The sequence below is a fragment of the Nonomuraea sp. NPDC050643 genome (assembly GCF_040654715.1).
GTDB lineage: Bacteria > Actinomycetota > Actinomycetes > Streptosporangiales > Streptosporangiaceae > Nonomuraea.
The window spans coordinates 65,309-88,565 of the sequence record NZ_JBFAIM010000014.1 but is presented as its reverse complement, the minus strand read 5'-3'; the positions used below and the strand labels follow the sequence as shown (position 1 = coordinate 88,565).

Below are 23,257 nucleotides of genomic sequence, written 5' to 3'. Positions count from 1 at the left end.
CGGCTCAAGCGTAAGTGCGTGGCACCCGGGAGTAGTTCTCGCCCTTGACCGGCTCAACGCTCTGGGCGGGGAACCACGTCTGGCGGGGTTCGAGATCGCCGCGATAGCCGGGGACGTCCTCCACCCATTCGACGAGGGCTTCCCACTGGCCGTCAGGCTTCTGCCGCCACTGCATGATGCTTCCGGCTTCGGTCTGATGGCCGGGCAGGCGTACGACGGGCAGGCGGTCCACGCAGGCCACACTACCCAGAGGGTCGAACGGCTATTCGAGCCGGTCTAGCTGTCCGCGATCAGCGCGAGCGCTTCCGGTGTCAGGTGCTCGCGGAGGCGCGGCAGGTCGCACGTCAGGATTGCGCTCACGCACCACCGGGTTGACATGCTCCCAGCCGCCTTCGGTCTGGACTTGCTCCAGACGGGCCACGATCGTGGCGAGGTCGACGTTCCATCTCTTCGTCTCGTACCGCGAGCGCTACATCAGCAAGGTCGTACTCGGTCGCCCCGAAGACGGAGGCCATGCCCGGCATGTACGGGTCGGGGATCACGGACTGCTTGATGCGGGCAATCAGCGCCTCGGCGTACCGCTGGCGGAGGTCATCGGGCATCGGCTTCCTCCGGCTCGGTGATCTCACGTAGCAGCTTGGCGATCTCTTCCGGCGTGTCCGCGCTGACGTACACATCCCAACCGCAAGGGCATCTGCCTTGGACGGAGACGCTGAGCGACGGGTCCTCCCACGTGTACGACGACCACGCGCCGCCGTTCTCTCCCTCGCTGTCCACCTTCTCCGGGCGGAAGCCGTGATCATAATGCGCAGCGGCGAGCGCGCGAGCCACCCTGCGGACGAACTCCTGCTCCCACGACAGCCTCTCGTCGAGGGTGTTCTCTTTGTCGGCCACGGAGGCTCCTGAGGGGTGAGGGGTTGTGGTCCGGGCGGGCGGAAGCGTGCGGCGTGCGGCTAGGACCGCCCGCCCGGAGGTCTACGGGATCAGGCGTAAGCCTTCTCGCGGTTGCAGCGCTTGTGCGCCAACCTCAGGTTGTTGACGTGGTTGGTGCCGCCCTTCGCGAGCGGCTTGTCGTGGTCGATCTCCCACGGATCGTTCGGAACGTAGCCCTGTTCGCAGACGTGACACTTCCACTGGTCGCGCTCAGCGATGCGCAGCAGAATCGCAGGCGGGACCTGCAGTCGCGGCGATCTCTTCACTCTTCGCCCTCCGCCTCGGACTCCGCCGCTTCGAGTTCCTTCTTGCGCTCCGCGAGCGAGGCTCGCGTGTTCGACCAGGCAGCGCCATCTGCGGCGTCAGCGACCAGTTCGAGGTCCTTCGTCGCCCTCTTGAACCTGAGCCGCTGGGTGCTGTGGTGCTGGAGTCCTTCGCGTGTCCACTGGCGCACGTGGCCAGTGTCGGCGAGTTCCCTGGGAACGAGCAGATCGCCATCAGTGGGTGTCGTGACCGCTATCACGATGGGGATATCGAACAGCGTGCCATCGTCATCGGGCAGGTTGTAGGTCGCCTTGCGGATGCCCTTCATGGTCCCCGCGCTGAGCGAAGCCGCGTACGCCGTGATGGCAGCGATGTCGTCGCCGAACTTCTCCCGGAGCGCTTGCGTGACTGCGTCCTGGAGACTGATCGACACGGGGCTCTTGCTGATGATCTCCTGCGTGCGGATCTGGATGCTGCGGTCCACGGCCATCAGGCATCCCACCCCTGCGCGATCTCCAGCAGCGACTCGGCACGCTCTGCGAAGTCTGCCACGGAGACGTAGTTTTCCGGGATACCGATTGGCGGCTTGTAGGTCTTGGCGTAGGACAGGGCGCGAGTCAGCCCGTCCACGGCCCCGCTCCAGGCGTTGAGCGCTTCTTGGCGAGATGCCGCGTAGGTGGACACCCACGTCTGAGCAGTGGACCGATCGAGTTCGGGCGTGATCTCGCCAGCCTCGATCCGCTTGGGGATCTCGCCAGGTGGCAACTGCGCAAGCACATACAACGTGGACCACGACGCGGGCAAATCGTTCCCGTGAGAACGATTTGCAAGGTCGGGGTGGGTGGAGATCGCCATGAGTTTTCGGGCGGTCGCCTCGCTGAAGGGCAGCATTTCGACGGTCGGCAACCAGTTGCCGTGGCCTACGCGCTGCTTCGCCTCTATGAGCCTGCGGCCGGTCTCCACGATGGAGTCCACGGCGTTCTGCCACGCCTCCCTGACGTGACTCGCCGCCTGCTGAGGCGTCCATGCGTCGGCTGGTACGACCAGCCCTTCCAAAGTCTCTGACACCAGAGTCCTTCCGATGGGGAGATGTAGTCCCGACCGGCACGTCTCCGCATCTCCCCAGACGGAAGACGTGCCAGGTCGGGACGGGGAACGCGGCTCAGCGCCTGGGGATGCGCGCCGCAAGATCAGGGGGCATGCGAAAGCCGCCGACCAGACGGTCAGCGGCTCGGGTGCTGTCATCCCGGCAGCAGGGCAATCCGCTCTATCGCGGAAGGTTCAGTTGCCGCGCTTCTCGGCGCGGCGGCGGTTCATCTCTTGGGCGACGAGCGGCATGCCCCGGAACGTGATCTCGTACGTCGAGACCTTCTCCTTCAGCGCCTTGTTCTCCGCCCGTGCTTCGTCCCGCTGACGCACATACAGCAGCACGAAGTACGCCCACCACGCATCGATCAGCCGATGCAGCGGAGGCAGGGACGACACGTCCACGAGGCCCGTGAGAGCGAAGCGCAGCAGGATCATCGCCAGCCGGACCGCGATCACGATCCGGAGGACGGACGCACTCGTGCTCTTCGGCGGGGCCGCGTACACCCGCCACAAGAAGCGGAAGACGTTCACGTGATCAGGCGTACCAGCGAGTGACGTCCCACTCGCTGGCTTCGAGTACCACGGCCGCGAAGTCCGCCGCTTGCGGATGCCCCTCGACGATCAGGCAGAGCACGCGCCGCAACAGGGCGTCTTCCATGCCGTGACCGGCCTCGGGGTCGCCTTCGTAGGCGTCGCGGAGCCTGCCCATGAGGGTGCGGAGGTCGTCGAGGTCGCTCACGTTCCACGCTTGGAGCGTGCTGCCAGCAGACATCAGCCCCGCCCCTCGTCGTCGCCGAGTCCTTCAACAGGTACAAGCCTGTAGTGCTCATCGACGTGTCCGGCCTTGTCCACGGAAAACCGGCAGCCCGAGCACATGGCGCCCGGTTCCCAGTAGCCGTGGTTCAGGGTGCCGCAGTGGTGCAGCCAGGCGAAGTGCTCACGCGCCTCATCGGCTTGCCGGCGCATCGCGTGAGCGTCCTGCGGCGTGGGCGGGAGCAGGTCCCGCTTCCGGATCTCCTCCATCAGGAGGTCGAAGCGGTCCGCGACGGACCGGATGAGGTCCCGGAGATCAGGGTCGTCGTAGGCCATCAGCCCTGCTCCTCGTTCGGCACCTCGTACAGGTGCCAGACGAACCCGTCTTCGGTGCGGGCGGTGGTCCCCCACCAGCGGGCGCCCTCAGGCAGAGGATGGCCGGTGCCGAACACCTGGAGCCACACGCCGACGACAGGCCCGTCAAGGTCGCCCTCAGCCCAGAACTCCACGATGTGCTGGGCGTTCGGCCCGACGCCGAGCCGTGAGGCTTCTACGCGGGCAGGCGACAGCCAACCTTCGCCGATCTCAATTCGCTTCGGGCGGTCGCCCACCACCACCTGGTAGCGGAGCATGCGGCGGGCCATCAGCCGCTCACCTCCCTCAACGGAGGCAGCGACGACAGGGTGACGATGTCCGTGTAGGTGACCATCTCTTCGGTGACCTCGTCGTAGATCCTGACGCCCTTGTCGCCCAGCTCGTACATGGTCAGGACGGCGTAGGGCGGCTTCCCGTCGCAGGCGTCGAAGACTTCGCAGCGCCTCGCGTTCTCCGGGGTTATCCCTTCGGAGCGCGTCCATGCGAGGAACGCCTGGTATTCGGGCGTGTCGATCCGGTGCCTAAGGTCTTTGTCGTCGGAGTCGACGACCAGGTACGGCTTCACGGTGTCGGTCATGACGCCACCCACTCAGGCTCGAAGTCAGCATGTCGTCGGAGGCCATCAGGCGACCGTCCCGTCAGGCCACGCGATCACGCCGTCCGCTGTGGCGACCAGCCAGTCATCCGCAAGCAAGTCGTCCCCGGTCGCCTGCCACAGCAACGCCACCTTGCCCACCCTCGTGGGCTGGACCAGGCATAGGCCGATGTCCAGGACGGCCAGGTGCTGGCCGTACGGCTGCCACGCGTTGCGGGTGGCCTTGCCGCCGTCCTTCAGCCACTTCAGGGCTTCGCCGAAGTCCATCAGGCATCCTCGTCGGCGCACGACTCGAACTGCTCAGCCGTCCCGCTGCGCAGGAGTTCAAGAGCGGCCTGCGCCTCCACGAGGAACTTCTCCAGCTCCTCGATCGCCTTCGGCCGGGTCGAATGCCGGGCTATCTCCCAGTAGTCGCACTGGTGCGGGAGGTGGACGTACCACTCGTCGTCTCCGCCCCACGTGCCGACTTCGAACTCGAAAGTGCCGGGAATCGTCTTGCTCAACATCGCTGTCTCCAGGGGTTTCAGGGGTTTGAGGTGGCAGCCCGGCCAAACCCCTCAGAAAAGCGGGGCTGCCACGATCACGGGTGTGACGGCAGCCCCCGGCCCCTCGCCAGGACCAGAGGGCCGCCACCAGCTCGACACTCCTCGCTCACGGGGGCGAAACGAGAAAGCGGAGCAGACGCGCTCCTACTATCAGCACCGGAGCGCGCGTCTCAGGATGTCTAGCGGAATCTAGGCCGCGACATGGTCGGAGCGCCGGGCGTGCTTACGGGTCGCATATTCGGCCTTCGCGACAGCAAGCTGGGTGAACAGCATCTGCCCGCGCTCGTTACGCCCAACAGGTTCGAGATGGCCACGGCGCACCCACTGACGAACCGCCGGCGGCTGAACACCGCACAAAGCGGCGGCTTCGCTCGTGGTGACGTACACCTCTTCGGGGTCGTATTCGGCCACGGACAACCTCCCCCGCGCACGAAAAAGCCCCGGCCGGGAATCTCTCCTGACCGGGGCATACGTCTCCGAAAACCGAGAGTAACGCGTCACGCCATTTCGGACAAGTCGGCGCGCTGGTCAGAACGGCCAGTCGGCGTTACGGCCAGCTTCGAGTAGCGGAATGAGCTTGAACGTGGAGTCGGAGAACCCTCCAAGTTCGTGCCTGTTTCCGCTTCCGGTCGGCATTGCGGCGTGCTGGTATCCCTGCAGATTGAACCCGTACATCGGGACGTGCTTCGGTGCTGCGTCGGTGACGCTGCCCGCGTAGTAGCCGGACATGGTCTGCATGTCCGACAGGATGATGACCCGGTCGTGCCCCTGGTAGGTGTTACGCACCGACGCGGCGATCTGCGTGCCGTGACCCACCTCGCCGATCCGCTTGCAGAACCGCTCCATCTCCTTCAGCACCGACCCACCCGCCGGGATCGGGTGCCGGAACGTCCCGTCAGCGAAGCCGTACAGGTCCACCTGATCCCCGCGGGTCGCGAGGGTGACACCGAACAGCGCCGCAGCCTGCACGGGCGTGACCGACGAACGCGCCGAGATGGAGCCGCTGCTCATGGATGCGGACGTGTCCACAAGGATGAGCGTCCGGCCCCTGAACGACGGCACGTTCGCGGTCGCCAAGGTCAGCGCCTTATCCAGCGCGTAACCCCAACGCAGCGACGGAGCCGTCCGGTACGCGGAGTAGAACCGGAACGGAAGCTGCCGCGACCGGGCCACCTCATCCGCGCTGGTGAGCTTCGCGGCGATCCCGGCGGCCACCTCATCAGAGACGCCGGCCTCATCGAAGTTACGGAGGTTGCGGAGCAACGCCATGTAACCCATGGAGGGGATGACGGACGTCCACGCCTGCGCATCCATCGGGCCCTGCAGCCAGCCCGCGAGCGCCTCCCACGTCATGCCCGCGTCGGCGAGCGTCGCCGCCACAGCGTCGGGGACCCCGCCCACGATCGCGCGGCGTTCCGCGACCGGGATGGACATGAGGTGCGCGCGGCGCCTGAGCATGGCCAGCGCCTCGGGAATCTCCTTGTCGCGGTTGTGGCGCCGGTCAAGGGCGTGCTGGAACAGGCCTCCCTGCCACGGCTTGCCCGCGTGCGGGGCCGGGTGGACGAGGTCGATGACGTCGCCGAACCGGTAGCCGCGCGAGTCGGTGTCGTACTTGAGCAGGTTCCGCTCGTTGTAGAGCCGCTGCACCGCGTCGGCCACGCCGCGCTTGATGGGCTTCGGGATCGCCCGGCCGTACGTGGACGTCCAGTAGGCGAGCGCCTCGCCGGGCTCGTCGGCGCGCTGGATCACACTGTTGACGAGCTGCCGGTTGAGGCCCTGCTGTCCAGCGGCGAGACGCGCCTTGACCGCTTCGAGCGCGGCGACGATCGGCGCGGACCGCATGTTCGCCTCGCCGCGCAGCCACGGCAGGAAGCGGCCCAGCCACTCGCCGTCCTCGACGGCGACCTGGTGGACGAGGTTCCGGAACCGGTCGTCGCGGTCGCCGGCCTTCTCGTAGAAGGTGTCCTCACCCACCATGTTCGAGACCGCGAGCAGGAACAGCTCCCCCTTGGCGTCACGGGCGTATCCGGGAGCGCCCTCATGGGTGCGGCCGGACGGCGTCCGCTCCGTCTTCACCGGGCTGGACACCGCGGTCCGGGTGGTCGTGCTGTTGAACTTGGCCATGACGCGACGAGGCCCCTCTCGAAGGTTGGTGAGAGGGGCCTCGTTCAAGAGTCACGCCCGAGATCAAGTCGGCTACGGTGACGGACTTGTCCCACGACACCCGGCCGGAGCCGGGTACAGGAGTCGAACCTGCCTATGTCTCATTAGCAGTGAGAAGTAACCGTGTGCCTGCGCACCGGGCGCGCTCTGAAGTTGTATCCCTCCCGAGATCAAGGCGGCGACGGCTAGTGCCCTAGCCACAGGGCGTCAGAGGCGAACCTTGCGGGGCCTCCGCTCGGATTCGAACCGAAATCGTGTCAGCGAAGTAACCGTCACCTGCGCACCGGGAAGGTGCTTATCCAGTTGTGTTCTTCCCCGAGATCAAGAGTCGGCGGCGGGCTTGTACGAGCGCTCTGCCGGACTGAGCTACCACCCGGTAAATCTGGTCGGGTGGGCAGGACTTGAACCTGCGACCAATCGTTCCCATTGAAGTATCCGCAGCCTGCGCACCGGGGAAGGGAGTATCCAGTTGTGAGCCTCAGAGGTCTGAAGCGGCATCCGGCGTAGTTTCACCAAAAGAAGTAGCCGGTCGCCATTCGCACCTGAAGCACGCCCCACGCTACAGGTGTCCGTGACGCGTCACACCTATATTTCCGGCGCTTTCGGAAATGTCAGTGGATGTCCACGAGCGATGCGCTGACACGTTCTCGCCGCGCTCGCTGCGCCACCGCATCCCGGCAGGATTTGGAGCAGTAGACGGCGTCCGTGCGCGGGTGGTCGCGTTCCCGTCCGTCGTCCTGCCACGCGAACTCGCGGCCACAGTCGGGCCGGGCGCACACCTTCACAGCGGGCACCTTTCCCCTGCCTCGGCAGGTAGGGCACTGGGCAGTCATGATGCGCCTCTGCCGCTGGCAATCAGCGCGCCCTCGGCGAGGCCGGCGTACTCGTCGAGGGTGAGCACCGCGGGCCCGCCCCGGTTGGCTCCGCAGTCCCGGTTATGGCATTCGATCCGGTCTTCGCCGTCGAGTTTCGACAAGGTGGCGAGGTGGCATTGCGGGCAGCGCATCTGCATGGCGATGCGCCGTCGTTTCGTTTTCGCCGCGGCGGAGATCTCCGCATGCCAGGACAGGACCCCGGACCCGAACGCCACCGACAGGTCCGGGTGGGCGAGGAGGCCGTCCAGGTGCGCTGCGAGCCACGCTACGCACGAGGTGAGCGCTGGGGCCGACTCGCCCCGGTACGGCGCAGGCGGCCAGCCCTGCGTGTCGCGGTAGGCGCGCTCCCAGTCGCGCAGCCAGCGCACGAGTTCGTCGAGCTGGTCATGCGCCGGAGAAGGGGACGGAGGTTCGACGCTCCCGGAGACGCGTTCTTCAAGGTTCAGGCTGCCGTGCCCGTCCGCGGCGAGGAGGCGGAGGGTCATCTGCTCGTCCAGGTCGGTGAGCGCGGCGCGGATGGCGGCGGAGTCGTTCAGGCACCACAGCGGGGTTCCTGCGGTCCAGCGCAACGTCGGCTCGGCGGGCCGGTCGGGCTCAGCACCACGGGTGGTCGGGTCGGCGGCGATCCATTCGGCCATCGCCTTCTGCCAGGCGGTGACGGCGCGGGCGTGTTCCTCGACCTGGCGCCGCGGACGGGCGTTGCATCGCCCTGGGCAGACGTGCTCGGACATTTCGGCCTCCCCGATGAGTACGCTTACGGGCAGACCTACTGGTGCTGGTGGTGTCGGAGAGGTCGGGGCGGTCCCTTGCTGCCGGGCGAGGGGCCGCTTTCGCGTTCAAGATCAGATTAGTGCGGAGAATGCGCAGGTGGCATTCTAGCGACCTGCGCGAACTCGCCGATCTGGCGAGCCCGGCAGATGTCACACGATGGAGGGTTGGCGACTCCTGTGACGCAGATGACGGCGATGGCGGCACCGCACGAGCACATGCCGCACTGCTCCGATGCGCACCAGTGCGTCAGGTGGCCGACGTGATCAGTCTCGATCGAGTCGAGACCGATCCGGGTCTCGCCAGGCAAGGGCGGCATGGCCGCTACGAGGTGGGCGTACTGCTGGCGGAGGCGCTCCCGTTCGGTCTCTTCGCGGGCCGCCTGGCGGGCTTTGGCCCGCTGGGACATGCGCTCTTCCCAGGTAGTTGCCTCGCCGGGCCGATCAACGTCGCTCATGCTCTCCCCCGGATCTCGGCGAGACTCGCCTCCCGCTCCGCCCTCATGCGGGCGATCACGTCCATGTCGGGTGGCTCGTACGGGATCCCCATCAAGTCGTGGAACCTCTGGTAGACGCCCGTTTCCAAGAGCTCGATCTGCATGTCATCCCATCGGGCCGCCTTGCCAAGCGCCCGGGTGAGGACCGCGATGCGGCGGGCGACACTCTCGCAGCCGATCGACCAGCAGCCGTCCCGCGCCCACCGCATCTGCTCGTGGAGGTCGCCCCAAAGGCGCATCAGCTCATCGGAGGCGGCCTGCTCCAAGGTGGTGAACCCGTCCTCGTTGGCGGAGTCGATCGCCTCCTGGAGTTCCTTCGCGCGGTCGGTCACGGCGTCAGGCTCCTCTCGGACAGGTCGGTCATGGTGTCGTCCCTTCGGGAGCCTTAGGCCACGACCCGGTGATGATCTCGACTCCGATCACCTTCCCGTCAGCGTCGAGGTCCAGGTTCACCATGGCGTCCTCGATCGACAGGGTCTTGGCGACTCCGCCTGCGGGGATGTCACCGTTCAGGTAGACGTACGCGGCTCCCGTCTCAGGGTCGTACGTCCACTCTCCAGGGTGGCGTTCCAAGGTCATGCGGTCGTCCCTCTCATGATCTGCTCGGGCTCCATGTCGGCGACGACGTGGAGCGCTTGCTGCCATAGCCAGTTGACCCGCCGCTCGGCGATGTGGGTCATGACGTCGGCCACGACTGGTTCGACGGACACGACTCCTTTGATCATCTCCAGAGCGTCGAGGATCTTCTCCGCGTCGTCGACCCGCAGGTCCTTGTTCAGAGTGACGATGTACGCGGCGTGGCGGTCGGTCATCCCTGCTCCAGTGGCTCTCTGAGATGTGGTGCGACGATCTGGTCCAGATTGTCGATAACGAACGCTTCGATCTCGGCCCGCTCTTCTGGGTCCGCCGTGGTGACGCCTCGCATGAGCACGTCCATCAGGAAGGCGTCCACGAGCTTGGCCCGGCCCGCGTGCACCTCCCGCATCGGCTCGTCAGCTCCACGGTCGCGGCACAGGCCGCACCACATGCTGGCCTGGCGCAGGCTCAACCTGACGTGGGTTGCGCACAGGGGCGCGGTGACGATGTGCTCGTGGTCGCACCTCATGACGCTCACTCGGCAGGCGTCTTGTCTACACGGGCCGGATCGGACCCACGGCTCGTCGGGCACGTCGTCCACGACGCCGGCGCACGCGAGTTCGATGTGCAGCGGGCCGACCATCTCGTCCATGTCGGGCACGTAGTCGATGTGGACGCCGAGACGTTGGGCGATCTGCTGGCGGGTGGTGATGCCGAGCGCTTCGAGGGCTTGGGCGGTGTCGCGGAACGAGATGAAACGGAACGCGTCGAGGCTCGTCAACGGGAAGCTCAGGACTGGCACGGCTCCTCCTCGGTTGAGGTGTCGAGGTCGAGGAGGCTCACGACCGGTTCCGCTCGTTCCGCTCCTCGGCAAGAACGGTCAGCACGAGACTGGCGAGCGACACCACAATCGCCGCGATGCCTAGGCCGATGGCAATCCAGTCATGCTCCATCGGTCGCCTCCTCCTCCGGCCACCACCGGGTGACGATCTCGACTCCGATCATCCGCCCGTCCTTGTCGAGATCGATGTTCACCGTCGCGTCCACGGGCAGGGTGGCGTCCACTCCTCCGCGCGGGATAGGGCCTCGGAGGGTGACGTACATGGCGTTGGCCTTCGGGTCGAAGGTCCACTCTCCGGGATGGCGTTCGAGGGTCAACGGTCCTCCCCGTGGTGCTGGTCCCACACCTTCCCGCACATGGCGAGGAAGCTTTCACGGTCCCCACCCGTCAGGACTTCGATCTCGGTCACCTTGCTGGTTTTGATGGGGAGCCGGTTCAAGGTCACGCTGTGGTCGTCGCAGTCGGCGATCTTAAGTTCAACGCTGATCATCGGCCGTCTCCTCATGGTGTAGGGCTGGCGTCTCAGGGGGCAGGCCGGCGGCTTTGGCCCTGCGTGCCCTCCACACCCTCACGCACCAGCCGCAGCAGTCGCCTGCTTCCGGGTACAGCCTGCCCAGCCCGCGCTGTAGCGGGTGACCAGAGCGCTTCAGGGCGGGACAGGTCGCGTACACGTGGTCGTCGAGGTGGCCGACGTACCACTCGTCTATGCCCTCGTACGCTGCCGAGAGTTCAGCGTCGGCGGCGTTCAGGGCGGCGACGAACGGCGCGTCAGCCACGGTCGGGCTCCGTGGTGTCGTCGAGAGCGGCGAGGACCTGTTCGGCCACAAGCCACATGCCGGGAGCGTTCTTCCTCTTCTTGGCCTTCTGGCAGACGTGACGTACCTGCTCGATCGCGCCGTACCGCTTCGAGTAGAGGTCTCGGAAGCGTTCCGCGCGCTGCTCGGCCCTCTCGGCGCGTTCCCGCCACTCGTCGCGTTCGGCAACAGCTCGGCCAACATCGTTGTAGAACTTCGTGGCGCGCTGGCGGACGTGCTCCAGCTCCTCGTCTCGTACGGCAGCGACCACCTCGCCGAGTTCGGCGCAGCTCGGCGTCCAGAACGACCGGTGCCCATCTCCTGCGGTGACCATGACGTACGGCGTCTGGTCGATGCGGTCGGCGGGCTCGGGGTTTTCCACCCACTCGTTCTCGCCGTCCCGGTCGGAGCGGTAGACCGGTTCGGTGAACCTGGCGGCTATCGCTTCGGCGTAGCGCCGTGCACGGTCGCCCTTGGGGTCTCGCGTCATGCAGGTGTCGGGGTCGATGCCCTCGCAGTTGCCGCAGCGGTGGCGGAGGTCGTCACCCACGGCGCACCTGCTCTTCTGTGATCCACAGGCAGCCCTCGTCATCGGGCTCCTCGCCGCGCTCGTGCACCGCCCATGTGGTCGCGTCGTCCGTTCCGAGCGCGCTCGTCGTCTCCGTGGCCACCAGGTCGCCGCCGAAGATGTCGTGGGCGCGGAGGACGTTCAGAGCGGCGTCGAGGCTGGCACCTACGGCGACGCGCTTCCGCCCGTCCACAGGGTTCTCGCTGAACCAGATCACTTCGGCGATGTAGACAGCGGCGATCTCAGGCATTCTCGGTCCTTTCGGGTAGGGCGGCGGGCTTGCGGTTCGTCACGCGTTCTCCTCCCACCAGAACGGGTCCTGGATGGCGCAGTTCACGAACAGCGGCGGCCGGAGGAGACCCGCCAGCAGGTCCTCACGGTGGTCGTCGAGTACGTGGTCGATCCCGGCCCGCATGGTCTTCCTGCTGAGCTTCCAGGTGCCGAGGACGATGGCGCCGCACGAGGTGCAGCGCATGATCTCGATGTCCTGCAAGACCAGCGGCAGATGGTGAGGGACGGACACGGTTTCGATCTCAGGCACCCTCGGTCCTCTCGGGTAGGGCGGCACGGAGGCGGTTGACGCGCTGACAGTGAACGACGCTGCAGTCCTCGCCGAAGCACACGTCCTCACGCTCGCAGAGGGCATCGATGGCGTCGTCAAGGTCGTCAGCGGAGACGACGACCATGCCCGCAGTGTGCTGCTCTTCGGCTACCTTGCGGCGTTCGTCTGCTCGGATCCCCTCCTCCGGCAGGAAAGGCTCATCCTTGATCGCAGCGAAGAACCCCTCCACCTCCTCTGGGGTGAAGTCCAGATCGGTGTGAAGGTCTTCGATCCGCTGAGGTCCTGTTACGCCCTGGGCGGCGGCTTGCTCGTCGAGCGTCACCTCGCCTGCGATCACGTCTCGTAATGCCTCTGCTCGGGCTTGGGCGGCGATGACAGGAGCAGCAGCAACGAGGGCAGCGCGGGCGGTGCTGGTGAAGTCCCGCCACGACAGATGGTCAGCGCCGAACTCGCTGTCGTACTCGCGATACAGGACCTCGGCGGCGGCTTGTACGGCTTCCTCGGGAAGGTCAGACACGGAGGTCTCCCTTGATGGCCTCGATGAGTTCTGCTGCGTCGTGCGTCGGCTGGCAGCCGCGCGGCACCAGGGTGGCGCGTACGAGGCGGACTGCTCGGCGGCGTTCCTGGACCAGCGCCTGAGCGGCGATGAACGGCGCTGCCGCCTCTACCACGATGCGGGCGATCTCCCGGTGAGGGACTCCCGTCTGGAAAGCGCAGGCGTAGGCAGCCTCAGCGGCGGCTACAGCCGCCTCGGGAAGGTCAGGCATCGGCTTCCTCCTCATCGCCTACGGGCGGTCTGCTCGGGATCTCAGCGAGGAGCGCAGCGACCTGACGCCTCACGATGGCGATGTCCACTGGGCCACCCGTGACGAACCGTTCCAGGACGGCGCGCTCCCAGTACGTTCCGGGCTCGGCTTCTGCTGGGATGGGGTCAGGCATCGAAACCTCCGTTAGCGATCTCACGGGCTCGGATCTTGTCCGCCCAATCAGCGGCAGCGAGGAACGCCATCCCGATACGGCGCGCCTCGGACGGGTCCAGCGGGATGACGTCGTCGTCGAAGCAGTGCGGATGGTTCACGAACACGCTCGCGGCGGTCTCGTCAGGGTCGATGACACGGACCGTCCACCGGTCAGCGGACTGCCAGACCGGGCCCGGCAGGTGTTTGCCCTCCACGATCCGGTCGGGTCGCGGCTTGATCCTGGTGTCGATGTCGCCGAGCAGTCCCGCTGTCTCCTGGCGGAGTTCAGCGAGGCGTGCGAGGAGCGTCGGGTGAGCGGCTGGGGTCGTCTCTGGTGCTGTCACCGGTCCCCCTTGGCTTTGGCTGCACGCTGCTGCGCCCTGGCTTCCGCCAGTTCGCCGAACCTCGCGATTTCCTGCGGGCACGCCGGTTTCCAGTCTCGGCCGCTGACCGTCCGCGCCAGGTAGTACAACTCGCGGTGCTCCATGTCGTACTTCACGCCGGGGTCGTCCAGCAGAGCCGTGGCCAGCGCGACCGTGGGCGACACGTACTTGCCGTCGATCATCGTGGCGGTGTATGCGCCGTCGATCAGCTTCTCGATGGAGTTCTCGCCGTGCACCTGGCAGATGACCGACTCCTCAATGACCTCGTCATCGTCCTCGGTGTAGTCGTAGTCGTCGATGACGCCCTCGGCGTTGACGGGGCCGTGGGCGATCACGTGCGTCCAGGCGCGCAGTCGGGCACCGTGGCCGCATTCGGCGCATCTGAAGACGCTGGCCTTCAGCGGGTCATGCTGGTCTGCGTCGTACGGCCGGTCGATCTCTGGTGCTGTCACCGGTCCACCTCAGCTCGTTGAGGGCAGCGCTCCTCATGGTCGGCAGGGTCCGGGTAGCAGCCGCACCCGAGCGCCCTCAACCGATACAGCAGGGAAGCGAGCGTCGCCACAGTCGGGCAGTCCAGGCCCGACACCCACACCACAATGTCTTCGTCGTAGGCGCCCAACTCGACGCCGGCGAGCGCGTCACGGAGGACCTTCTCGTAGACGGGCTGGTTCGGCTCCAGTAGTTCCGTCTTGATCGCGCCCCAAGGGGCTGAGTGGATCGGCCCTAACGGGATACGGGTGGCCATCGGTCAGCCCTCCTCGGTCTGGGAGGCGGCGAGCCTGCCTCGCAGCGTCTCAATCCAGGCACCGAACGCGGCAGGCGGTGCGGCCATGTCGTCGAGGATGCGACGTGCGGCCTCAACGGGCTTCCAGCCAGTCGCCTCAAAGTGGGCTTTGTCCTTGAGCACCCACGCGACGGCGAGTTGCTCGCCGGTGGACCATGCGGGGTTCGGGTGGCCGTCGTTGTGCTTCTGCGCCCACTGGGAGCGGCGAAGGATGTCCTCGGTGAAGTCGTCGAGGGTCATCGGGTCAGCCCTCCTGTCCGAGTTTGCGGCCCTCGTCGGTGAGGCCGACCTTGTGAGCCCCTCGCCCCGTGGTGGGCCTGGCGTAGTTGTAGGCGGGCTGCTGGTCCTGCCGCTCCATCGTGATGAACCCGGAGGCGCGCAACTTGTCGAGCAGGTAGGCGCTCACACCCGACTGGCGGGAAAGCGGGCAGCCCGCCATCATCGACGGCACCACGAGGGCGAACGCACCGCCCGGTTCCGGGACCGCCCACGACTGGCCGAGGCTCTCCCGGAAGGCCAGGATGTTCAAGATCTGCCGCTCACGCTTCGTCGGCATCGGGCCTCTCCTGTCGTTGATGGGTGTCGGGTCTCAGCGCCCTCTCCGCGCTCTGAACGCTGTGCCCGGCCGTACCGGGAGAAGAGGGCCGAACGTCAGGCGCGGAAGGGCGGTAAACCGTCGATGCGGTTGATCTCGTCAGCGAGCAGTCCGCATGCGCGGTGCAGATCGGCGCGCTCTCCTGGCAGCATTTCCTCAACGAGTTCTCGGAGCGTCTCCTTGTCGCCCATCTGGGCAGCGAGCAGGGCTTCCGTCTCGGCGAACTTGGTTCCGTAGCTCATCGGTCAGACCTCCTCGTAGCTGGTGCCGTCGGCCACACAGTCGGCCGCCAGGCTCTCCATGAAGGGCTTCATGTAGGCGTCCCGGTCTTCCTGGCTCCACGCCTCCCACTTGGCGCGAGGGACCCGCAGGGTCTCCGTAGCGTCCGCCTGAACGGTGTAGCGGATGGTCACGGTCTCTTCGCTCATGGCCGGTTCTCCAGGGGGTTGGGGCGTCCCGACGGAAGACCGGGACACCAGGTCAGGAGTAGTAGGCGCAGAGCAGCCAGGACGGCTTCTCCTGGACGGGCGTGATCCCGAGCGTCTTCACGGCGTCGAACAGGGCGGCGTCCCACTTCGGCCGGTCCGGGTGCGCCACCAGCTCGGCGAGGTCCACCACCAGGGCGGTGCCGTCGTCCACGTCGATCACCTTGGCGGCGAGGACATGCATCGGGTATTCGCCGTAGCTGTACGTCTCGAACACGACGCCGAGACGTTCCTTCGCCGCACGCTCAGCGGCGTAGAAGTTGCCCTCCTCGGACCAGGTCTCCCACGTCTCGGTGAAGCCTGCGATCTCGGCGAGCAGGCGGCGTCCCGCCTGGTCGATGAAGTCCGGGGCGTCATCATCGTCGTCGTGCCAGGCGAACTTTGCGGAGTCGAGGTAGCCGTACTCGTCGGTCTCGCGGAACTTCCAGCTCTCGCCACTGCCGAGGTCGTAGCCGTAGGCGAGGAAAGCGCTCGGGGATGAGCCCATGTCGGTTCTCCTTGGTCGTCGAGGGGGTCGAGAGCCCCCGGGTCTCCCCGGGGGCGGAGAAGGAAGGTCAGGTGCGGCGTTCCACTTTCAGCACCTGAGCACTGTGAGGCACCGCTTCGGTCAGTACGTGCCCGTCCTGATCGGCGGCGGTGACCTTGCCGCCGTCACGGGAGACAAGGCGCCAGACAGTCCCATCGGGTCGCTCCCAGCCGTGACCATGAACCGTGCCGTCCGAAGCGGCGGTGTAGGTGATGAAGGCGGCCAGGACAAACCACTGGTCGCCTTCCTGTAGTTCGCCAGCAGGGCGGCGGCGCAGGTCCTGCCAAGAGATCGCGGTGGGCATCGAGTCTCCTACGTGAGGTCGTCGTCGAGCATGTGCGGCAGACCAGCGGCCAGGAGCACGTTCTGTGCGCGCTTGTACGCCCCGTAGAGCGCAGTCGGGTTGGCGTCCATGTCGAACGCCCGAAGGTGGTCAGCCAGGGCGGCGGGGTTGGTGCGCCACTCGTTGCTGAGCCTGATGATCGGATCGGAGACCAGTAGGTGGACAACCTCGCCGTGAGGTGTGCTGTCTAGGTAGGCGACGGCGCGAGCGATCAAGGCGAGGCGAGCTTCGCGGACGGGAGTGTTCATCGTGAACTCCTGGAGTCGCAGGGCTAACGTGAACGGATGGCGCGGATCTCCTGCGCAAGCCGCTCATTCTCTTTCCGGAGCCGCTTGATCTCATCCGCCATGGCGCGCGAGATGCCGCCAAGGTCGATGCTGTTCGACCCTTCCCAGCCCATCGCGGCGAGCATGGCCTGGCGGGCCCGCTCCAGTCGGTGGGTGGCGTAATCCTCGCGCAGGACGGGAAGCTGACCGGCGTTTCCGGCGGCCTTCCGCAGTAGTTCCACGGCCTCCTCCTGGGCGCCGTGCCAGTGCTGGAGTTGAGCAACGCCCACCATGTGCTGTAGCTGCTCGGAGGCCGGGCCGGTGACAAGATCCCAGACCACCATGTGCAGAGCGGACCACAGGTTGGGCCCGCCTACGAAGTTGTGGTAGACGCGGCTCTCAATGTGGTCAGCCGCCATCTCGAAGATGTCGGCGAGGTCAACGGTGGCGTCGGGCTTCTCGGTGAGCATCGGGTCTCCTGCGTCAGGGGGTCTTGGGGGTGGCTCCAGGAGTTACCTGGAGCCGGGAAGGTCTACTGCTGGCGTGCGCGCTCTTCTCGGATGGCCCGCCAGAACAGGTCCTGGTCCCGCTCTGACAGGAAGCTGGCCTGGTCTTGGAGGGACACATCGGACTGCTGGGCGAGGATCTCGATCGGAGTGGGCTTCGACATGTCGTTCTCCCTGATCGATTTGAGGTGAAGGCCCGGGTCTCCCCGGGCCGGAGGGGCTACGAGCAGTGCGCGCACTGGCCGCCGTACTCGCCGCACCCGAAGGCGGCGAGGTTGTTCACGAAGAACCGGCTGCGGTGCTGGCTGCACAAGATGACGCCGGTCTTGTCCGCGCTGTCCTGGTAGACGCGGAGAGCGTCGCTGGTCGTGCCGGTGGTGGCCTGGCTGTCCAGAAGTTCGACGGCCTTCGTGAAGGTCAGACTCGCGGCCTGCTTGTAGGCGAGACCCTTGATGGACTCGGCGAGCATCTGGAGAACGTGGAGGCCGATGTTCGCCTTGCTGACGTCGCGGCGGCGGTTGTAGACGCTGGTGCCGTAGATGCGGACGTCCCAGCAGTCGCCGACCTGCCTGCGGACCTCGACCTTGCAGCCGAGCGATTCGGCGATCTGGGTGGCCTGGCTCTGTCGGTCGATGCTGGCGGTGGCGGTCATCTCGTTCTCCCTGGCGTCTCGCTTATCTGCGTAGCTACACAGTAATCCGAAACCTTGTAGCTACGCAATGGGTGTGCGAAGATTTCTGTAGCTACACGAAAGGACGACCGTGGACGACCGCGCCGAAACCCCCACCACGCCCATCCGCATGCCCCGGACCATGCGAAAGGCGTACGACAACGTGTGCAAGAGACTCGGCGTGACCCGCACCGACGACCTGCTCGCCCACGTACGGAGCCAGATCAACCGGCACGGCACCGAGGAAGACCTGAACCTGCTCGCCGAGGCCGAAGAGGAGCTGAAGATCCGCCGCGCCCGCAAGGGAGGACGCCCCCGCAAGCAGCCTGCCGGCGAGTAGCCCGTCACACCGGCCCCCGCGACGCCACCCGAGGATCCGGGGTGGCGCGCACCCTGAGCATCTCGGCGAACCGTGCGAGCTCGTACACGTCGTCGTGGGTGAGAGGCCCGTCCGACATGGCGCACACCAGCGACCCTGTGACGTCCGGGCCAGCCTGGAGGTGCGCGCCGTGCAGCCGGCCTGGTGTGGTGCCGCAGATCCACGCGATCGCCGCGATCTGGGCGCCGGACGGCACCGCCTGGCCAGCCTCGAACGCCTCGTACTCGCCGATCATCACGCCGAGCTCTTCCGCCATCCGGTCGGGTGGGAAGTTCAGGTACTCCCGCCCTTCGCGGATGCGGTCGGAGAGGACACTCACGACGCCTCCCCAGACTGGTCGGCGGGCTCGTTCGCGTCGATGCCCAGTTCGTCACGCAGGCGTCGCAGCCGCTCCCGCGACCAGTGGCGTAAAGCGCTGTGATTCAGGCTGCTCTCGACAGCCAGCATCGCGGTCTGCTCGTCCCCGATCCGGTAGACGGCGGCGAGGATGCGCAGCCATGCCACGTCAACCCATTCCGTCACGGAGTGGGGGTAGCAGCGGTGCTGGCCAGTGCGTTGAGCGCCGGTGTTGGGCGGGCAGCCGACCTCGATCAGCGGGTACGAGTAGCGGCCGATCAGCAGGTCACAGTCCGCGTGGCCGTCGATGCCCGAACCGATCGCGGCGATGGCCGGTTCGGGGCGGCTGTACTCGGCGTCGGCGGTGATGGCCGGGTCATGGGAGAGGCAGAGAATCCGGTAGATGCTGCTCACTGGGACGCCTCCCCAGACTGGTCCGTGGGGAGCACCGCGACGCGGACGACCAGCGTGGTTCGCTCGTGCGACCGTTGCAACTCGCGGCACACCTCGTGCAGGTGAAGGCAGCAGCTCCAGGACACGACGGCGTCGCCGCGACGCTCAATGCTCCAGACGGGCAGGTCGCCGCAATCGCCGCATCGATACGCCTTCACCGGGATGCCTCCCCAGACTGCTGGGAGGCGCGCTCCACGGCTCGGTTCGCGATGTGCTCGATGACCTTCTTCGCGAGGTCGGGCACCCATTCGGCGTTCTTGTCGTTGGGGTCCACCATGTCGAGGCCGTAGTTCCAGAACGGGAAGTCCCGGATGCCGTCCTCGATGGCCGCCTGAAGGTCCGGGCCGGGCAGTCGGTCGTCTTCGTTCATCGGGATTCCTCGCCGTCCTGCTCGGCAGCCAGACGGCGACGCTCGGCCACGGCAGCCTTCCCGGCCTCCTTGATGCGGCGCTGCATGAGGTCGGGCACGGCCCGGATGTCGTCCACGGTGAACTTGTCCTGGTCGTTCTCAGGCGCGAGGACCATCACGTCAGCGGGCCGGTTTGGAGCGCGCCAGCCCCGGCGACCGGCGGCGTCCAGCGCTTTGACCTCGTCGTATCGGCCAGCCGTCCAGACGTCGCTGGTGTAGCCAGAGAAGTTCGGCCCCCACCATGCGCGGTGCTCGTTCGACCAGACGAGCCACACCTTCACGGGTGGCACTTGAATGTCTCGCATCGTTCGGATCTCCTATCGAACATGGATCTTGATTGGTCATATGTGGATCTTGTCTCGATCTAGAGTTCGCTCCGCGCGGCTGTAGAGGCCCCAGGAGACGCGCGGAGCGCACGAGCCTTAGCGGGAGACCTGAGCGGCCCCAGAAGTCGCGAGAACCGCCTCAGCGCCCCGCATACGACCCTCGACGCTCGGAGCGACGGCCAGGGATTGCAGGGTTCCTAGATCGAATTCGCCGTCCCGGACGCCCGCCACGAATGCAGCCCACTCGGACGGCCCGAACACCAAGATCGGCGAATCGGGGTCCTTCGAGTCCCTCAGCGCTACGCCACCGTCCGGGAGAGGAGACACCTCCACACACGTTGAGGCGCCGTTGCAGAAGGTGCTCTTGCGCCAGGCGGTAGCGCTCGCGTCGGCGTACACGATCAAGCCCTCTCACCGGTCGGAGCGAACGCCAGCGACGCCGCCGTCCACGGGTCGTTGGAGACCGTCAACGCGGCCAGATCACCCAAAGCGGCCTCTTCCGCGTCCGCGTGGACCGGCGTGAACGCCTCGCCCATCCGGGGCGGCGTCACCGGCGGGCGAGGCGCCACCTCGGCCCACTCCTCAAGCGTGGGATTCACCCACTCCTGCGTAGCCGACGCGGCGGCGCAGGTGCACACGTCGCACAGGTAGCCGCCATCCGGCAAGACCGTCCACCGGTTCCACTCGGTGCACTCGCCGATCGCAGCGTGTGCTTCCTCAACGGACCCGAAGTGGATGGTGGAGTCGCCGTCGAAGGTGTCCAGGCAGCCGCCACAGGTGACGATCACGCATGGCTGGTCCAGTTGGCGGGGAGCGACAGGAGCCGTCGGGTTGATCCGGGCGATCCCGTCCCGGGCTGCCCGCTCGCTCGGGTAGTGCGCGACGAACGCTCCCGGCATCGCCACAGCCTTCGTCCCGTCTGCGAACGACGGAACCCAGCAGGGAGTGTCAGCCACGGTCCACCTCCTGCGAGGTGCCGTTCAGAACCCGAGCCACGGCCAGAGCGTGATCGACGAACGCGACGCAGGTCGTCTCCTCGTCGTTGCATTCGGTGCAGAACTTCGTCTCCGGCAGGCCCGCATAGTCCGGGTCCTGAGGGTGTTCCCGCGCGACCCAGGCGGCGGACTCCAGCCAGGAGGCGAGAGGCTCGTCCACGGGCCGCTGCGGATTCGCACGCAGCCCCGCTGCAGCCTCTCGGAGTTCTTCGGCGACGGTCTTCTCGGTGGTGTCAGCCATGGATGCCCACCTCCCGGGCGGTCTCGGACTCCGGCAGGGGCTCCCAGTCGTCCTCGACGGGCTCGATCAGACCTGCCTTCTCCAGGCAGGTCCGCAGCCAGCCTTCGACCTGACCGGTCGTGTGGAGAAAGATCTCCTCGCCTTGGTGGCGGATCGGCGAGCCCGGCAGTTCGCCGTTCTCGATGCTGTCGAGGAGGGTCCGCGCCAGCAGCGCGGCGGTGATGATGTTGACGGGCCGGATGTCGCTCATCGGGTGAACACCTCGCCCCCGTGCTCGGTCCCGCGAGTCGGCCACCACTCGTCGTGCATCTCCTGGCGGCATAGAGCGCACAGCTCGCCCTGGCTGGAGTCGCCGCTACAGTCTCGGCACGCCTGACAGGGCAGGGAGCTGATGTGCTGCTCGCCTTCGGTGGCCGCCTTGACGCAGACCGGGCACATGCCTTCGGGCAGGCGACCCGCCGCCATCTCGTCGATGACGTCGCGCGGCGTGCTCTCCGCCACCACGGCCATCCGTCGGCAGCCTGTGACGGTCAGCACGCCCGGGTCCGGCAGTGCGCCGAAGAACGACGGGTAGGCGTGCCGCAGGTTCGGATCTGCGTTGGCGTACGGGCTGTACGGGTTCGGGGCGATCTTGGTGTCAGCCATTCGGGGTCTCCTACGGGATGGTCTCGGGCGGGACGTTGGACGGGTCGGCTTCGCTGACGAAGTTCTCGTCGGCGACCATGAGGATCAGCACCCAACGGCGCATCCCGATCAGCCGGTACCAGTGGGAGCGGTTCTCGTTTCGGCGGGCCGTGTTGGCGAGTTCGAAGCCCTGTCGTCTACGCAGGTCGATCTTCAGCACGGTCGGTCTCCTTGAGGTCAGGTAAGACGGGGACGGGAAGACAGGTCACGCCGGCTCGGCCGTCTCGGTGACGGGCTCCGGTTCGGGCACGGCCGCGTTGACGCCGGACTCGCGGTAGCGGGCGAACACCTGCCTGAGGGCGTCGAGGGCGTTGGGCGTGAACACGCTGGCGTCCCGGACGGTCATCCAGTTGACCTGCGGCAGCACCCGGCCGATCGCGGACAGGGCCGCGGCTGCCGTGTCACGGCCGAAGAACCCGGACGCCACCCGGAAGCCGGAGCCGGTGACGATCTCCCACTCCTCACCGAAGAAGCCGGACGCGGACACCCGCAGGTACAGGCCGTGCACGTCGGACTTGTAGGCGATCCGCCACAACTTCAACGGCCGGGCGGCGTCGCGCGGCTCGGCGTTGTGGGCGTGCATCATCACCGGGACCGCCCCGGAGTCGTCCGGGTCGAGCCTCAGGTCCAGCAGGCACACCATCGCCGCCGCCGCCACCCGGTCGCGGTCCTTCGCCTCCAGCTCCTCGAACGGCCTGCCGCACAGCAGGCGGGCGAGCGGATCCTGCAACGGCCCGATCGGCAGCAGCCGGTCCTCCTGCGCTTTGGGCGAATGCCGGAACGGCCGGTACCCGTCCGGGTCGTCGTCGGGCCGCGGCGTCAGCCAGTCCCGCAGGGCGGCCTGCGCGTCGTGCAGTTCCTCGTACTCGGCCGGGTCCACGATGACCGCGGCCAGGCCGGAGTCGTCCGGCCGGGCGATGTTGCGGGCGATCCGCCGGCCGTCACGGTCCCGGCCGTCGTCGTCGCCGGACAGGAACTGCTCCAGCGCCTCCTGGGCGTCGCCGTGGGCGAAGGTGATGTACGTCATCGCGGGGTCTCCTGTGCTTCCAGAGGGGTAGAGAGCCGGGTTGTTGCATGGCCGAGTAGCGCCTTGAGCAGAGTCCGATCCCGCGGCGCCAGCACCGCCGCGTTCCACCGGTCGCTATCGACCGCGTGCGCCGCACCGTCGGCGGCGACGAACACCAACGCGGGCCCGTTGGCGAGAGCCACGAAGGCTGAGGACTCGTCGAAGCGATCGAACGCGCCGTCGATCTGTGCGGCCGTGGACGCGTACGGCCGCATGCCGCCTTCGATGTTGCGGATGGTGCCGCGGCTCACGCCGGCGAGATCGGCCAACTGCTGCTGGGTCAGGCCGCGCTCACGGCGGCGGCGGCGCACCAACACGGCGAACGGCTCGGTCACGGCACCTCCTCGCCGGACATCGCCCGCCGCACCAGTTCGGCACCGCGCGACTCGGTTCCCGGCTCCGGCGGGCGAGACACCTTGAGCGGGTTCCTCGACGCCTCGCGCAGGTCCCGGGGCGAACCGTCCGGGTCGACCAGCAGGCGAACCACCTCGACCAGGACCCGCGGCCAGTCCCAGCCCGCGGTGGCCGCGGCCACGATGGCGCTCTGCAGGTCGCTCTCGTTCCAGTCAGGGCGGACGTTGGCGGCTAAGGCGATCAGGGCGGGCACCGCCCGTCGGATCTCGGGCGGGTTCTCCAACTTGGACGTGGGCATCG

Annotated in this window: 56 protein-coding genes and 1 tRNA gene; 1 reads left to right on the top strand and 56 read right to left on the bottom strand. The window is 67.1% G+C overall.

All coding sequences use genetic code 11. The annotated features are described in order from the left end of the window. Positions 1 to 4 precede the first annotated feature (4 nt). From AB0I15_RS20405 to AB0I15_RS20200, 42 genes are all read right to left on the bottom strand, one after another. The gene (locus tag AB0I15_RS20405; RefSeq protein WP_358097435.1) at positions 5 to 232 is read right to left on the bottom strand and encodes a hypothetical protein; all 228 of its coding nucleotides are present in this window, start codon (positions 230 to 232) and stop codon (positions 5 to 7) included. Positions 233 to 591: 359 nt separating this feature from the next. Further along, entirely contained in the window at positions 592 to 894 is a 303-nt protein-coding gene (locus AB0I15_RS20400; RefSeq protein WP_358097432.1) for a hypothetical protein, read from the bottom strand. 89 nt (positions 895 to 983) lie between these two features. Next, positions 984 to 1,199: an HNH endonuclease signature motif containing protein gene (locus tag AB0I15_RS20395; RefSeq protein ID WP_358097430.1), complete on the bottom strand. Its 216-nt coding sequence runs from the start codon at positions 1,197 to 1,199 to the stop codon at positions 984 to 986. Beyond that, entirely contained in the window at positions 1,196 to 1,687 is a 492-nt protein-coding gene (locus AB0I15_RS20390; RefSeq protein ID WP_358097427.1) for a hypothetical protein, read from the bottom strand. The genes AB0I15_RS20395 and AB0I15_RS20390 overlap by 4 nt, the downstream gene beginning before the upstream one ends. After that, complete coding sequence (locus AB0I15_RS20385) at positions 1,687 to 2,172, bottom strand: DUF3102 domain-containing protein (RefSeq protein WP_358097424.1); 486 nt, start codon at positions 2,170 to 2,172, stop codon at positions 1,687 to 1,689. The genes AB0I15_RS20390 and AB0I15_RS20385 overlap by 1 nt, the downstream gene beginning before the upstream one ends. Positions 2,173 to 2,478: 306 nt before the next feature. Then, positions 2,479 to 2,817, bottom strand: coding sequence for a hypothetical protein (locus tag AB0I15_RS20380; protein WP_358097422.1), 339 nt, complete (start codon positions 2,815 to 2,817; stop codon positions 2,479 to 2,481). Positions 2,818 to 2,821: 4 nt separating this feature from the next. Further along, positions 2,822 to 3,058 (bottom strand): hypothetical protein, encoded by a 237-nt coding sequence (locus AB0I15_RS20375; RefSeq protein ID WP_358097419.1) that lies wholly within the window; start codon positions 3,056 to 3,058, stop codon positions 2,822 to 2,824. Continuing rightward, a complete protein-coding gene (locus AB0I15_RS20370; protein ID WP_358097417.1) occupies positions 3,058 to 3,375 on the bottom strand; it encodes a hypothetical protein in 318 nt (105 codons plus the stop codon). Before AB0I15_RS20370 ends, AB0I15_RS20375 begins: the two co-directional genes overlap by 1 nt. Continuing rightward, entirely contained in the window at positions 3,375 to 3,683 is a 309-nt protein-coding gene (locus AB0I15_RS20365; RefSeq protein ID WP_358097414.1) for a hypothetical protein, read from the bottom strand. The genes AB0I15_RS20370 and AB0I15_RS20365 overlap by 1 nt, the downstream gene beginning before the upstream one ends. Beyond that, complete coding sequence (locus AB0I15_RS20360) at positions 3,683 to 3,991, bottom strand: hypothetical protein (RefSeq protein WP_358097411.1); 309 nt, start codon at positions 3,989 to 3,991, stop codon at positions 3,683 to 3,685. The genes AB0I15_RS20365 and AB0I15_RS20360 overlap by 1 nt, the downstream gene beginning before the upstream one ends. A 45-nt stretch (positions 3,992 to 4,036) precedes the next feature. Then, positions 4,037 to 4,276: an MW1434 family type I TA system toxin gene (locus tag AB0I15_RS20355; protein ID WP_358097408.1), complete on the bottom strand. Its 240-nt coding sequence runs from the start codon at positions 4,274 to 4,276 to the stop codon at positions 4,037 to 4,039. Further along, a complete protein-coding gene (locus AB0I15_RS20350; protein WP_358097405.1) occupies positions 4,276 to 4,515 on the bottom strand; it encodes a hypothetical protein in 240 nt (79 codons plus the stop codon). The genes AB0I15_RS20355 and AB0I15_RS20350 overlap by 1 nt, the downstream gene beginning before the upstream one ends. A gap of 228 nt (positions 4,516 to 4,743) precedes the next feature. After that, positions 4,744 to 4,965, bottom strand: coding sequence for a helix-turn-helix domain-containing protein (locus AB0I15_RS20345; RefSeq protein WP_358097402.1), 222 nt, complete (start codon positions 4,963 to 4,965; stop codon positions 4,744 to 4,746). A gap of 117 nt (positions 4,966 to 5,082) precedes the next feature. Beyond that, positions 5,083 to 6,678, bottom strand: coding sequence for a TROVE domain-containing protein (locus tag AB0I15_RS20340; RefSeq protein WP_358097399.1), 1,596 nt, complete (start codon positions 6,676 to 6,678; stop codon positions 5,083 to 5,085). A 108-nt stretch (positions 6,679 to 6,786) separates the two neighbouring features. Continuing rightward, positions 6,787 to 6,859, bottom strand: a tRNA-Ser gene (locus tag AB0I15_RS20335). A gap of 687 nt (positions 6,860 to 7,546) precedes the next feature. After that, on the bottom strand, positions 7,547 to 8,323 hold the full coding sequence (locus AB0I15_RS20330; RefSeq protein ID WP_358097396.1) for a hypothetical protein: 777 nt from the start codon (positions 8,321 to 8,323) through the stop codon (positions 7,547 to 7,549). 490 nt (positions 8,324 to 8,813) lie between these two features. Then, entirely contained in the window at positions 8,814 to 9,188 is a 375-nt protein-coding gene (locus AB0I15_RS20325; protein WP_358097394.1) for a hypothetical protein, read from the bottom strand. A gap of 28 nt (positions 9,189 to 9,216) precedes the next feature. Beyond that, complete coding sequence (locus AB0I15_RS20320; protein ID WP_358097391.1) at positions 9,217 to 9,435, bottom strand: DUF2283 domain-containing protein; 219 nt, start codon at positions 9,433 to 9,435, stop codon at positions 9,217 to 9,219. After that, on the bottom strand, positions 9,432 to 9,668 hold the full coding sequence (locus AB0I15_RS20315; RefSeq protein ID WP_358097388.1) for a hypothetical protein: 237 nt from the start codon (positions 9,666 to 9,668) through the stop codon (positions 9,432 to 9,434). Before AB0I15_RS20315 ends, AB0I15_RS20320 begins: the two co-directional genes overlap by 4 nt. Then, entirely contained in the window at positions 9,665 to 10,234 is a 570-nt protein-coding gene (locus AB0I15_RS20310; protein ID WP_358097386.1) for a hypothetical protein, read from the bottom strand. Before AB0I15_RS20310 ends, AB0I15_RS20315 begins: the two co-directional genes overlap by 4 nt. 140 nt (positions 10,235 to 10,374) lie before the next feature. Then, the gene (locus AB0I15_RS20305; protein WP_358097383.1) at positions 10,375 to 10,590 is read right to left on the bottom strand and encodes a DUF2283 domain-containing protein; all 216 of its coding nucleotides are present in this window, start codon (positions 10,588 to 10,590) and stop codon (positions 10,375 to 10,377) included. Then, complete coding sequence (locus AB0I15_RS20300; protein WP_358097380.1) at positions 10,587 to 10,763, bottom strand: hypothetical protein; 177 nt, start codon at positions 10,761 to 10,763, stop codon at positions 10,587 to 10,589. Before AB0I15_RS20300 ends, AB0I15_RS20305 begins: the two co-directional genes overlap by 4 nt. Next, positions 10,750 to 11,049, bottom strand: a complete 300-nt coding sequence (locus AB0I15_RS20295) for a hypothetical protein (RefSeq protein WP_358097377.1) — start codon at positions 11,047 to 11,049, stop codon at positions 10,750 to 10,752. The genes AB0I15_RS20300 and AB0I15_RS20295 overlap by 14 nt, the downstream gene beginning before the upstream one ends. Further along, positions 11,042 to 11,617 carry a hypothetical protein gene (locus AB0I15_RS20290; protein WP_358097374.1) on the bottom strand — a complete coding sequence of 192 codons (576 nt, stop codon included), beginning with the start codon at positions 11,615 to 11,617 and terminating at the stop codon, positions 11,042 to 11,044. Before AB0I15_RS20290 ends, AB0I15_RS20295 begins: the two co-directional genes overlap by 8 nt. Further along, complete coding sequence (locus AB0I15_RS20285) at positions 11,610 to 11,885, bottom strand: hypothetical protein (protein ID WP_358097371.1); 276 nt, start codon at positions 11,883 to 11,885, stop codon at positions 11,610 to 11,612. Before AB0I15_RS20285 ends, AB0I15_RS20290 begins: the two co-directional genes overlap by 8 nt. A 39-nt stretch (positions 11,886 to 11,924) precedes the next feature. Then, positions 11,925 to 12,176: a hypothetical protein gene (locus AB0I15_RS20280; protein ID WP_358097369.1), complete on the bottom strand. Its 252-nt coding sequence runs from the start codon at positions 12,174 to 12,176 to the stop codon at positions 11,925 to 11,927. After that, positions 12,169 to 12,714: a hypothetical protein gene (locus AB0I15_RS20275; RefSeq protein ID WP_358097367.1), complete on the bottom strand. Its 546-nt coding sequence runs from the start codon at positions 12,712 to 12,714 to the stop codon at positions 12,169 to 12,171. The genes AB0I15_RS20280 and AB0I15_RS20275 overlap by 8 nt, the downstream gene beginning before the upstream one ends. Then, the gene (locus AB0I15_RS20270) at positions 12,707 to 12,964 is read right to left on the bottom strand and encodes a hypothetical protein (RefSeq protein ID WP_358097364.1); all 258 of its coding nucleotides are present in this window, start codon (positions 12,962 to 12,964) and stop codon (positions 12,707 to 12,709) included. Before AB0I15_RS20270 ends, AB0I15_RS20275 begins: the two co-directional genes overlap by 8 nt. Continuing rightward, positions 12,957 to 13,136, bottom strand: a complete 180-nt coding sequence (locus tag AB0I15_RS20265) for a hypothetical protein (RefSeq protein ID WP_358097362.1) — start codon at positions 13,134 to 13,136, stop codon at positions 12,957 to 12,959. The genes AB0I15_RS20270 and AB0I15_RS20265 overlap by 8 nt, the downstream gene beginning before the upstream one ends. Then, positions 13,129 to 13,500 carry a hypothetical protein gene (locus AB0I15_RS20260; RefSeq protein WP_358097359.1) on the bottom strand — a complete coding sequence of 124 codons (372 nt, stop codon included), beginning with the start codon at positions 13,498 to 13,500 and terminating at the stop codon, positions 13,129 to 13,131. The genes AB0I15_RS20265 and AB0I15_RS20260 overlap by 8 nt, the downstream gene beginning before the upstream one ends. After that, positions 13,497 to 13,991: a hypothetical protein gene (locus tag AB0I15_RS20255; protein ID WP_358097356.1), complete on the bottom strand. Its 495-nt coding sequence runs from the start codon at positions 13,989 to 13,991 to the stop codon at positions 13,497 to 13,499. Before AB0I15_RS20255 ends, AB0I15_RS20260 begins: the two co-directional genes overlap by 4 nt. Continuing rightward, positions 13,988 to 14,284, bottom strand: coding sequence for a hypothetical protein (locus AB0I15_RS20250; RefSeq protein ID WP_358097354.1), 297 nt, complete (start codon positions 14,282 to 14,284; stop codon positions 13,988 to 13,990). The genes AB0I15_RS20255 and AB0I15_RS20250 overlap by 4 nt, the downstream gene beginning before the upstream one ends. Before the next feature lie 3 nt (positions 14,285 to 14,287). Next, positions 14,288 to 14,563, bottom strand: coding sequence for a hypothetical protein (locus tag AB0I15_RS20245; protein WP_358097351.1), 276 nt, complete (start codon positions 14,561 to 14,563; stop codon positions 14,288 to 14,290). A gap of 4 nt (positions 14,564 to 14,567) precedes the next feature. Then, entirely contained in the window at positions 14,568 to 14,879 is a 312-nt protein-coding gene (locus AB0I15_RS20240; RefSeq protein ID WP_358097348.1) for a hypothetical protein, read from the bottom strand. Between the two features lie 95 nt (positions 14,880 to 14,974). Beyond that, positions 14,975 to 15,160 (bottom strand): hypothetical protein, encoded by a 186-nt coding sequence (locus AB0I15_RS20235; RefSeq protein ID WP_358097345.1) that lies wholly within the window; start codon positions 15,158 to 15,160, stop codon positions 14,975 to 14,977. A 3-nt stretch (positions 15,161 to 15,163) separates the two neighbouring features. Then, a complete protein-coding gene (locus AB0I15_RS20230) occupies positions 15,164 to 15,346 on the bottom strand; it encodes a hypothetical protein (protein ID WP_358097343.1) in 183 nt (60 codons plus the stop codon). Positions 15,347 to 15,398: 52 nt separating this feature from the next. Further along, positions 15,399 to 15,890: a hypothetical protein gene (locus AB0I15_RS20225; protein WP_358097341.1), complete on the bottom strand. Its 492-nt coding sequence runs from the start codon at positions 15,888 to 15,890 to the stop codon at positions 15,399 to 15,401. A 67-nt stretch (positions 15,891 to 15,957) separates the two neighbouring features. Then, positions 15,958 to 16,233, bottom strand: coding sequence for a hypothetical protein (locus AB0I15_RS20220; RefSeq protein ID WP_358097339.1), 276 nt, complete (start codon positions 16,231 to 16,233; stop codon positions 15,958 to 15,960). An 8-nt stretch (positions 16,234 to 16,241) separates the two neighbouring features. Next, positions 16,242 to 16,520 carry a hypothetical protein gene (locus AB0I15_RS20215; RefSeq protein WP_358097336.1) on the bottom strand — a complete coding sequence of 93 codons (279 nt, stop codon included), beginning with the start codon at positions 16,518 to 16,520 and terminating at the stop codon, positions 16,242 to 16,244. A 23-nt stretch (positions 16,521 to 16,543) separates the two neighbouring features. Then, positions 16,544 to 17,008, bottom strand: coding sequence for a hypothetical protein (locus tag AB0I15_RS20210; RefSeq protein WP_358097334.1), 465 nt, complete (start codon positions 17,006 to 17,008; stop codon positions 16,544 to 16,546). A gap of 62 nt (positions 17,009 to 17,070) precedes the next feature. Beyond that, on the bottom strand, positions 17,071 to 17,208 hold the full coding sequence (locus AB0I15_RS20205) for a hypothetical protein (protein WP_358097332.1): 138 nt from the start codon (positions 17,206 to 17,208) through the stop codon (positions 17,071 to 17,073). A 56-nt stretch (positions 17,209 to 17,264) separates the two neighbouring features. Beyond that, positions 17,265 to 17,696 (bottom strand): hypothetical protein, encoded by a 432-nt coding sequence (locus AB0I15_RS20200; RefSeq protein ID WP_358097330.1) that lies wholly within the window; start codon positions 17,694 to 17,696, stop codon positions 17,265 to 17,267. A 109-nt stretch (positions 17,697 to 17,805) separates the two neighbouring features. Between AB0I15_RS20200 and AB0I15_RS20195 the strand changes: the two genes are divergently transcribed. Next, positions 17,806 to 18,054 carry a hypothetical protein gene (locus AB0I15_RS20195; protein WP_358097327.1) on the top strand — a complete coding sequence of 83 codons (249 nt, stop codon included), beginning with the start codon at positions 17,806 to 17,808 and terminating at the stop codon, positions 18,052 to 18,054. A 4-nt stretch (positions 18,055 to 18,058) separates the two neighbouring features. Here the strand turns inward: AB0I15_RS20195 and AB0I15_RS20190 are convergent, their stop codons facing one another. The 14 genes from AB0I15_RS20190 to AB0I15_RS20125 form a co-directional block, all read right to left on the bottom strand. Next, entirely contained in the window at positions 18,059 to 18,412 is a 354-nt protein-coding gene (locus tag AB0I15_RS20190; RefSeq protein WP_358097324.1) for a hypothetical protein, read from the bottom strand. Next, positions 18,409 to 18,843 (bottom strand): hypothetical protein, encoded by a 435-nt coding sequence (locus AB0I15_RS20185; protein ID WP_358097321.1) that lies wholly within the window; start codon positions 18,841 to 18,843, stop codon positions 18,409 to 18,411. The genes AB0I15_RS20190 and AB0I15_RS20185 overlap by 4 nt, the downstream gene beginning before the upstream one ends. After that, complete coding sequence (locus AB0I15_RS20180) at positions 18,840 to 19,040, bottom strand: hypothetical protein (protein ID WP_358097318.1); 201 nt, start codon at positions 19,038 to 19,040, stop codon at positions 18,840 to 18,842. Before AB0I15_RS20180 ends, AB0I15_RS20185 begins: the two co-directional genes overlap by 4 nt. Further along, positions 19,037 to 19,252 (bottom strand): hypothetical protein, encoded by a 216-nt coding sequence (locus AB0I15_RS20175; RefSeq protein WP_358097315.1) that lies wholly within the window; start codon positions 19,250 to 19,252, stop codon positions 19,037 to 19,039. The genes AB0I15_RS20180 and AB0I15_RS20175 overlap by 4 nt, the downstream gene beginning before the upstream one ends. Beyond that, positions 19,249 to 19,572 (bottom strand): hypothetical protein, encoded by a 324-nt coding sequence (locus AB0I15_RS20170; RefSeq protein ID WP_358097313.1) that lies wholly within the window; start codon positions 19,570 to 19,572, stop codon positions 19,249 to 19,251. The genes AB0I15_RS20175 and AB0I15_RS20170 overlap by 4 nt, the downstream gene beginning before the upstream one ends. A 141-nt stretch (positions 19,573 to 19,713) precedes the next feature. Further along, the gene (locus AB0I15_RS20165) at positions 19,714 to 20,016 is read right to left on the bottom strand and encodes a DUF397 domain-containing protein (RefSeq protein WP_358097903.1); all 303 of its coding nucleotides are present in this window, start codon (positions 20,014 to 20,016) and stop codon (positions 19,714 to 19,716) included. Between the two features lie 2 nt (positions 20,017 to 20,018). After that, positions 20,019 to 20,573, bottom strand: coding sequence for a hypothetical protein (locus AB0I15_RS20160; RefSeq protein WP_358097310.1), 555 nt, complete (start codon positions 20,571 to 20,573; stop codon positions 20,019 to 20,021). Continuing rightward, the gene (locus AB0I15_RS20155; protein WP_358097307.1) at positions 20,566 to 20,853 is read right to left on the bottom strand and encodes a hypothetical protein; all 288 of its coding nucleotides are present in this window, start codon (positions 20,851 to 20,853) and stop codon (positions 20,566 to 20,568) included. The genes AB0I15_RS20160 and AB0I15_RS20155 overlap by 8 nt, the downstream gene beginning before the upstream one ends. After that, a complete protein-coding gene (locus AB0I15_RS20150) occupies positions 20,846 to 21,103 on the bottom strand; it encodes a hypothetical protein (RefSeq protein ID WP_358097304.1) in 258 nt (85 codons plus the stop codon). Before AB0I15_RS20150 ends, AB0I15_RS20155 begins: the two co-directional genes overlap by 8 nt. Beyond that, entirely contained in the window at positions 21,100 to 21,498 is a 399-nt protein-coding gene (locus AB0I15_RS20145) for a hypothetical protein (RefSeq protein WP_358097302.1), read from the bottom strand. Before AB0I15_RS20145 ends, AB0I15_RS20150 begins: the two co-directional genes overlap by 4 nt. Positions 21,499 to 21,508: 10 nt before the next feature. Next, positions 21,509 to 21,697 carry a hypothetical protein gene (locus tag AB0I15_RS20140; protein WP_358097299.1) on the bottom strand — a complete coding sequence of 63 codons (189 nt, stop codon included), beginning with the start codon at positions 21,695 to 21,697 and terminating at the stop codon, positions 21,509 to 21,511. Positions 21,698 to 21,742: 45 nt separating this feature from the next. Beyond that, a complete protein-coding gene (locus AB0I15_RS20135) occupies positions 21,743 to 22,564 on the bottom strand; it encodes a hypothetical protein (RefSeq protein WP_358097296.1) in 822 nt (273 codons plus the stop codon). After that, positions 22,561 to 22,938 (bottom strand): helix-turn-helix transcriptional regulator, encoded by a 378-nt coding sequence (locus AB0I15_RS20130; protein ID WP_358097293.1) that lies wholly within the window; start codon positions 22,936 to 22,938, stop codon positions 22,561 to 22,563. Before AB0I15_RS20130 ends, AB0I15_RS20135 begins: the two co-directional genes overlap by 4 nt. Then, positions 22,935 to 23,255, bottom strand: coding sequence for a hypothetical protein (locus tag AB0I15_RS20125; protein ID WP_358097291.1), 321 nt, complete (start codon positions 23,253 to 23,255; stop codon positions 22,935 to 22,937). The genes AB0I15_RS20130 and AB0I15_RS20125 overlap by 4 nt, the downstream gene beginning before the upstream one ends. Positions 23,256 to 23,257 lie beyond the last annotated feature (2 nt).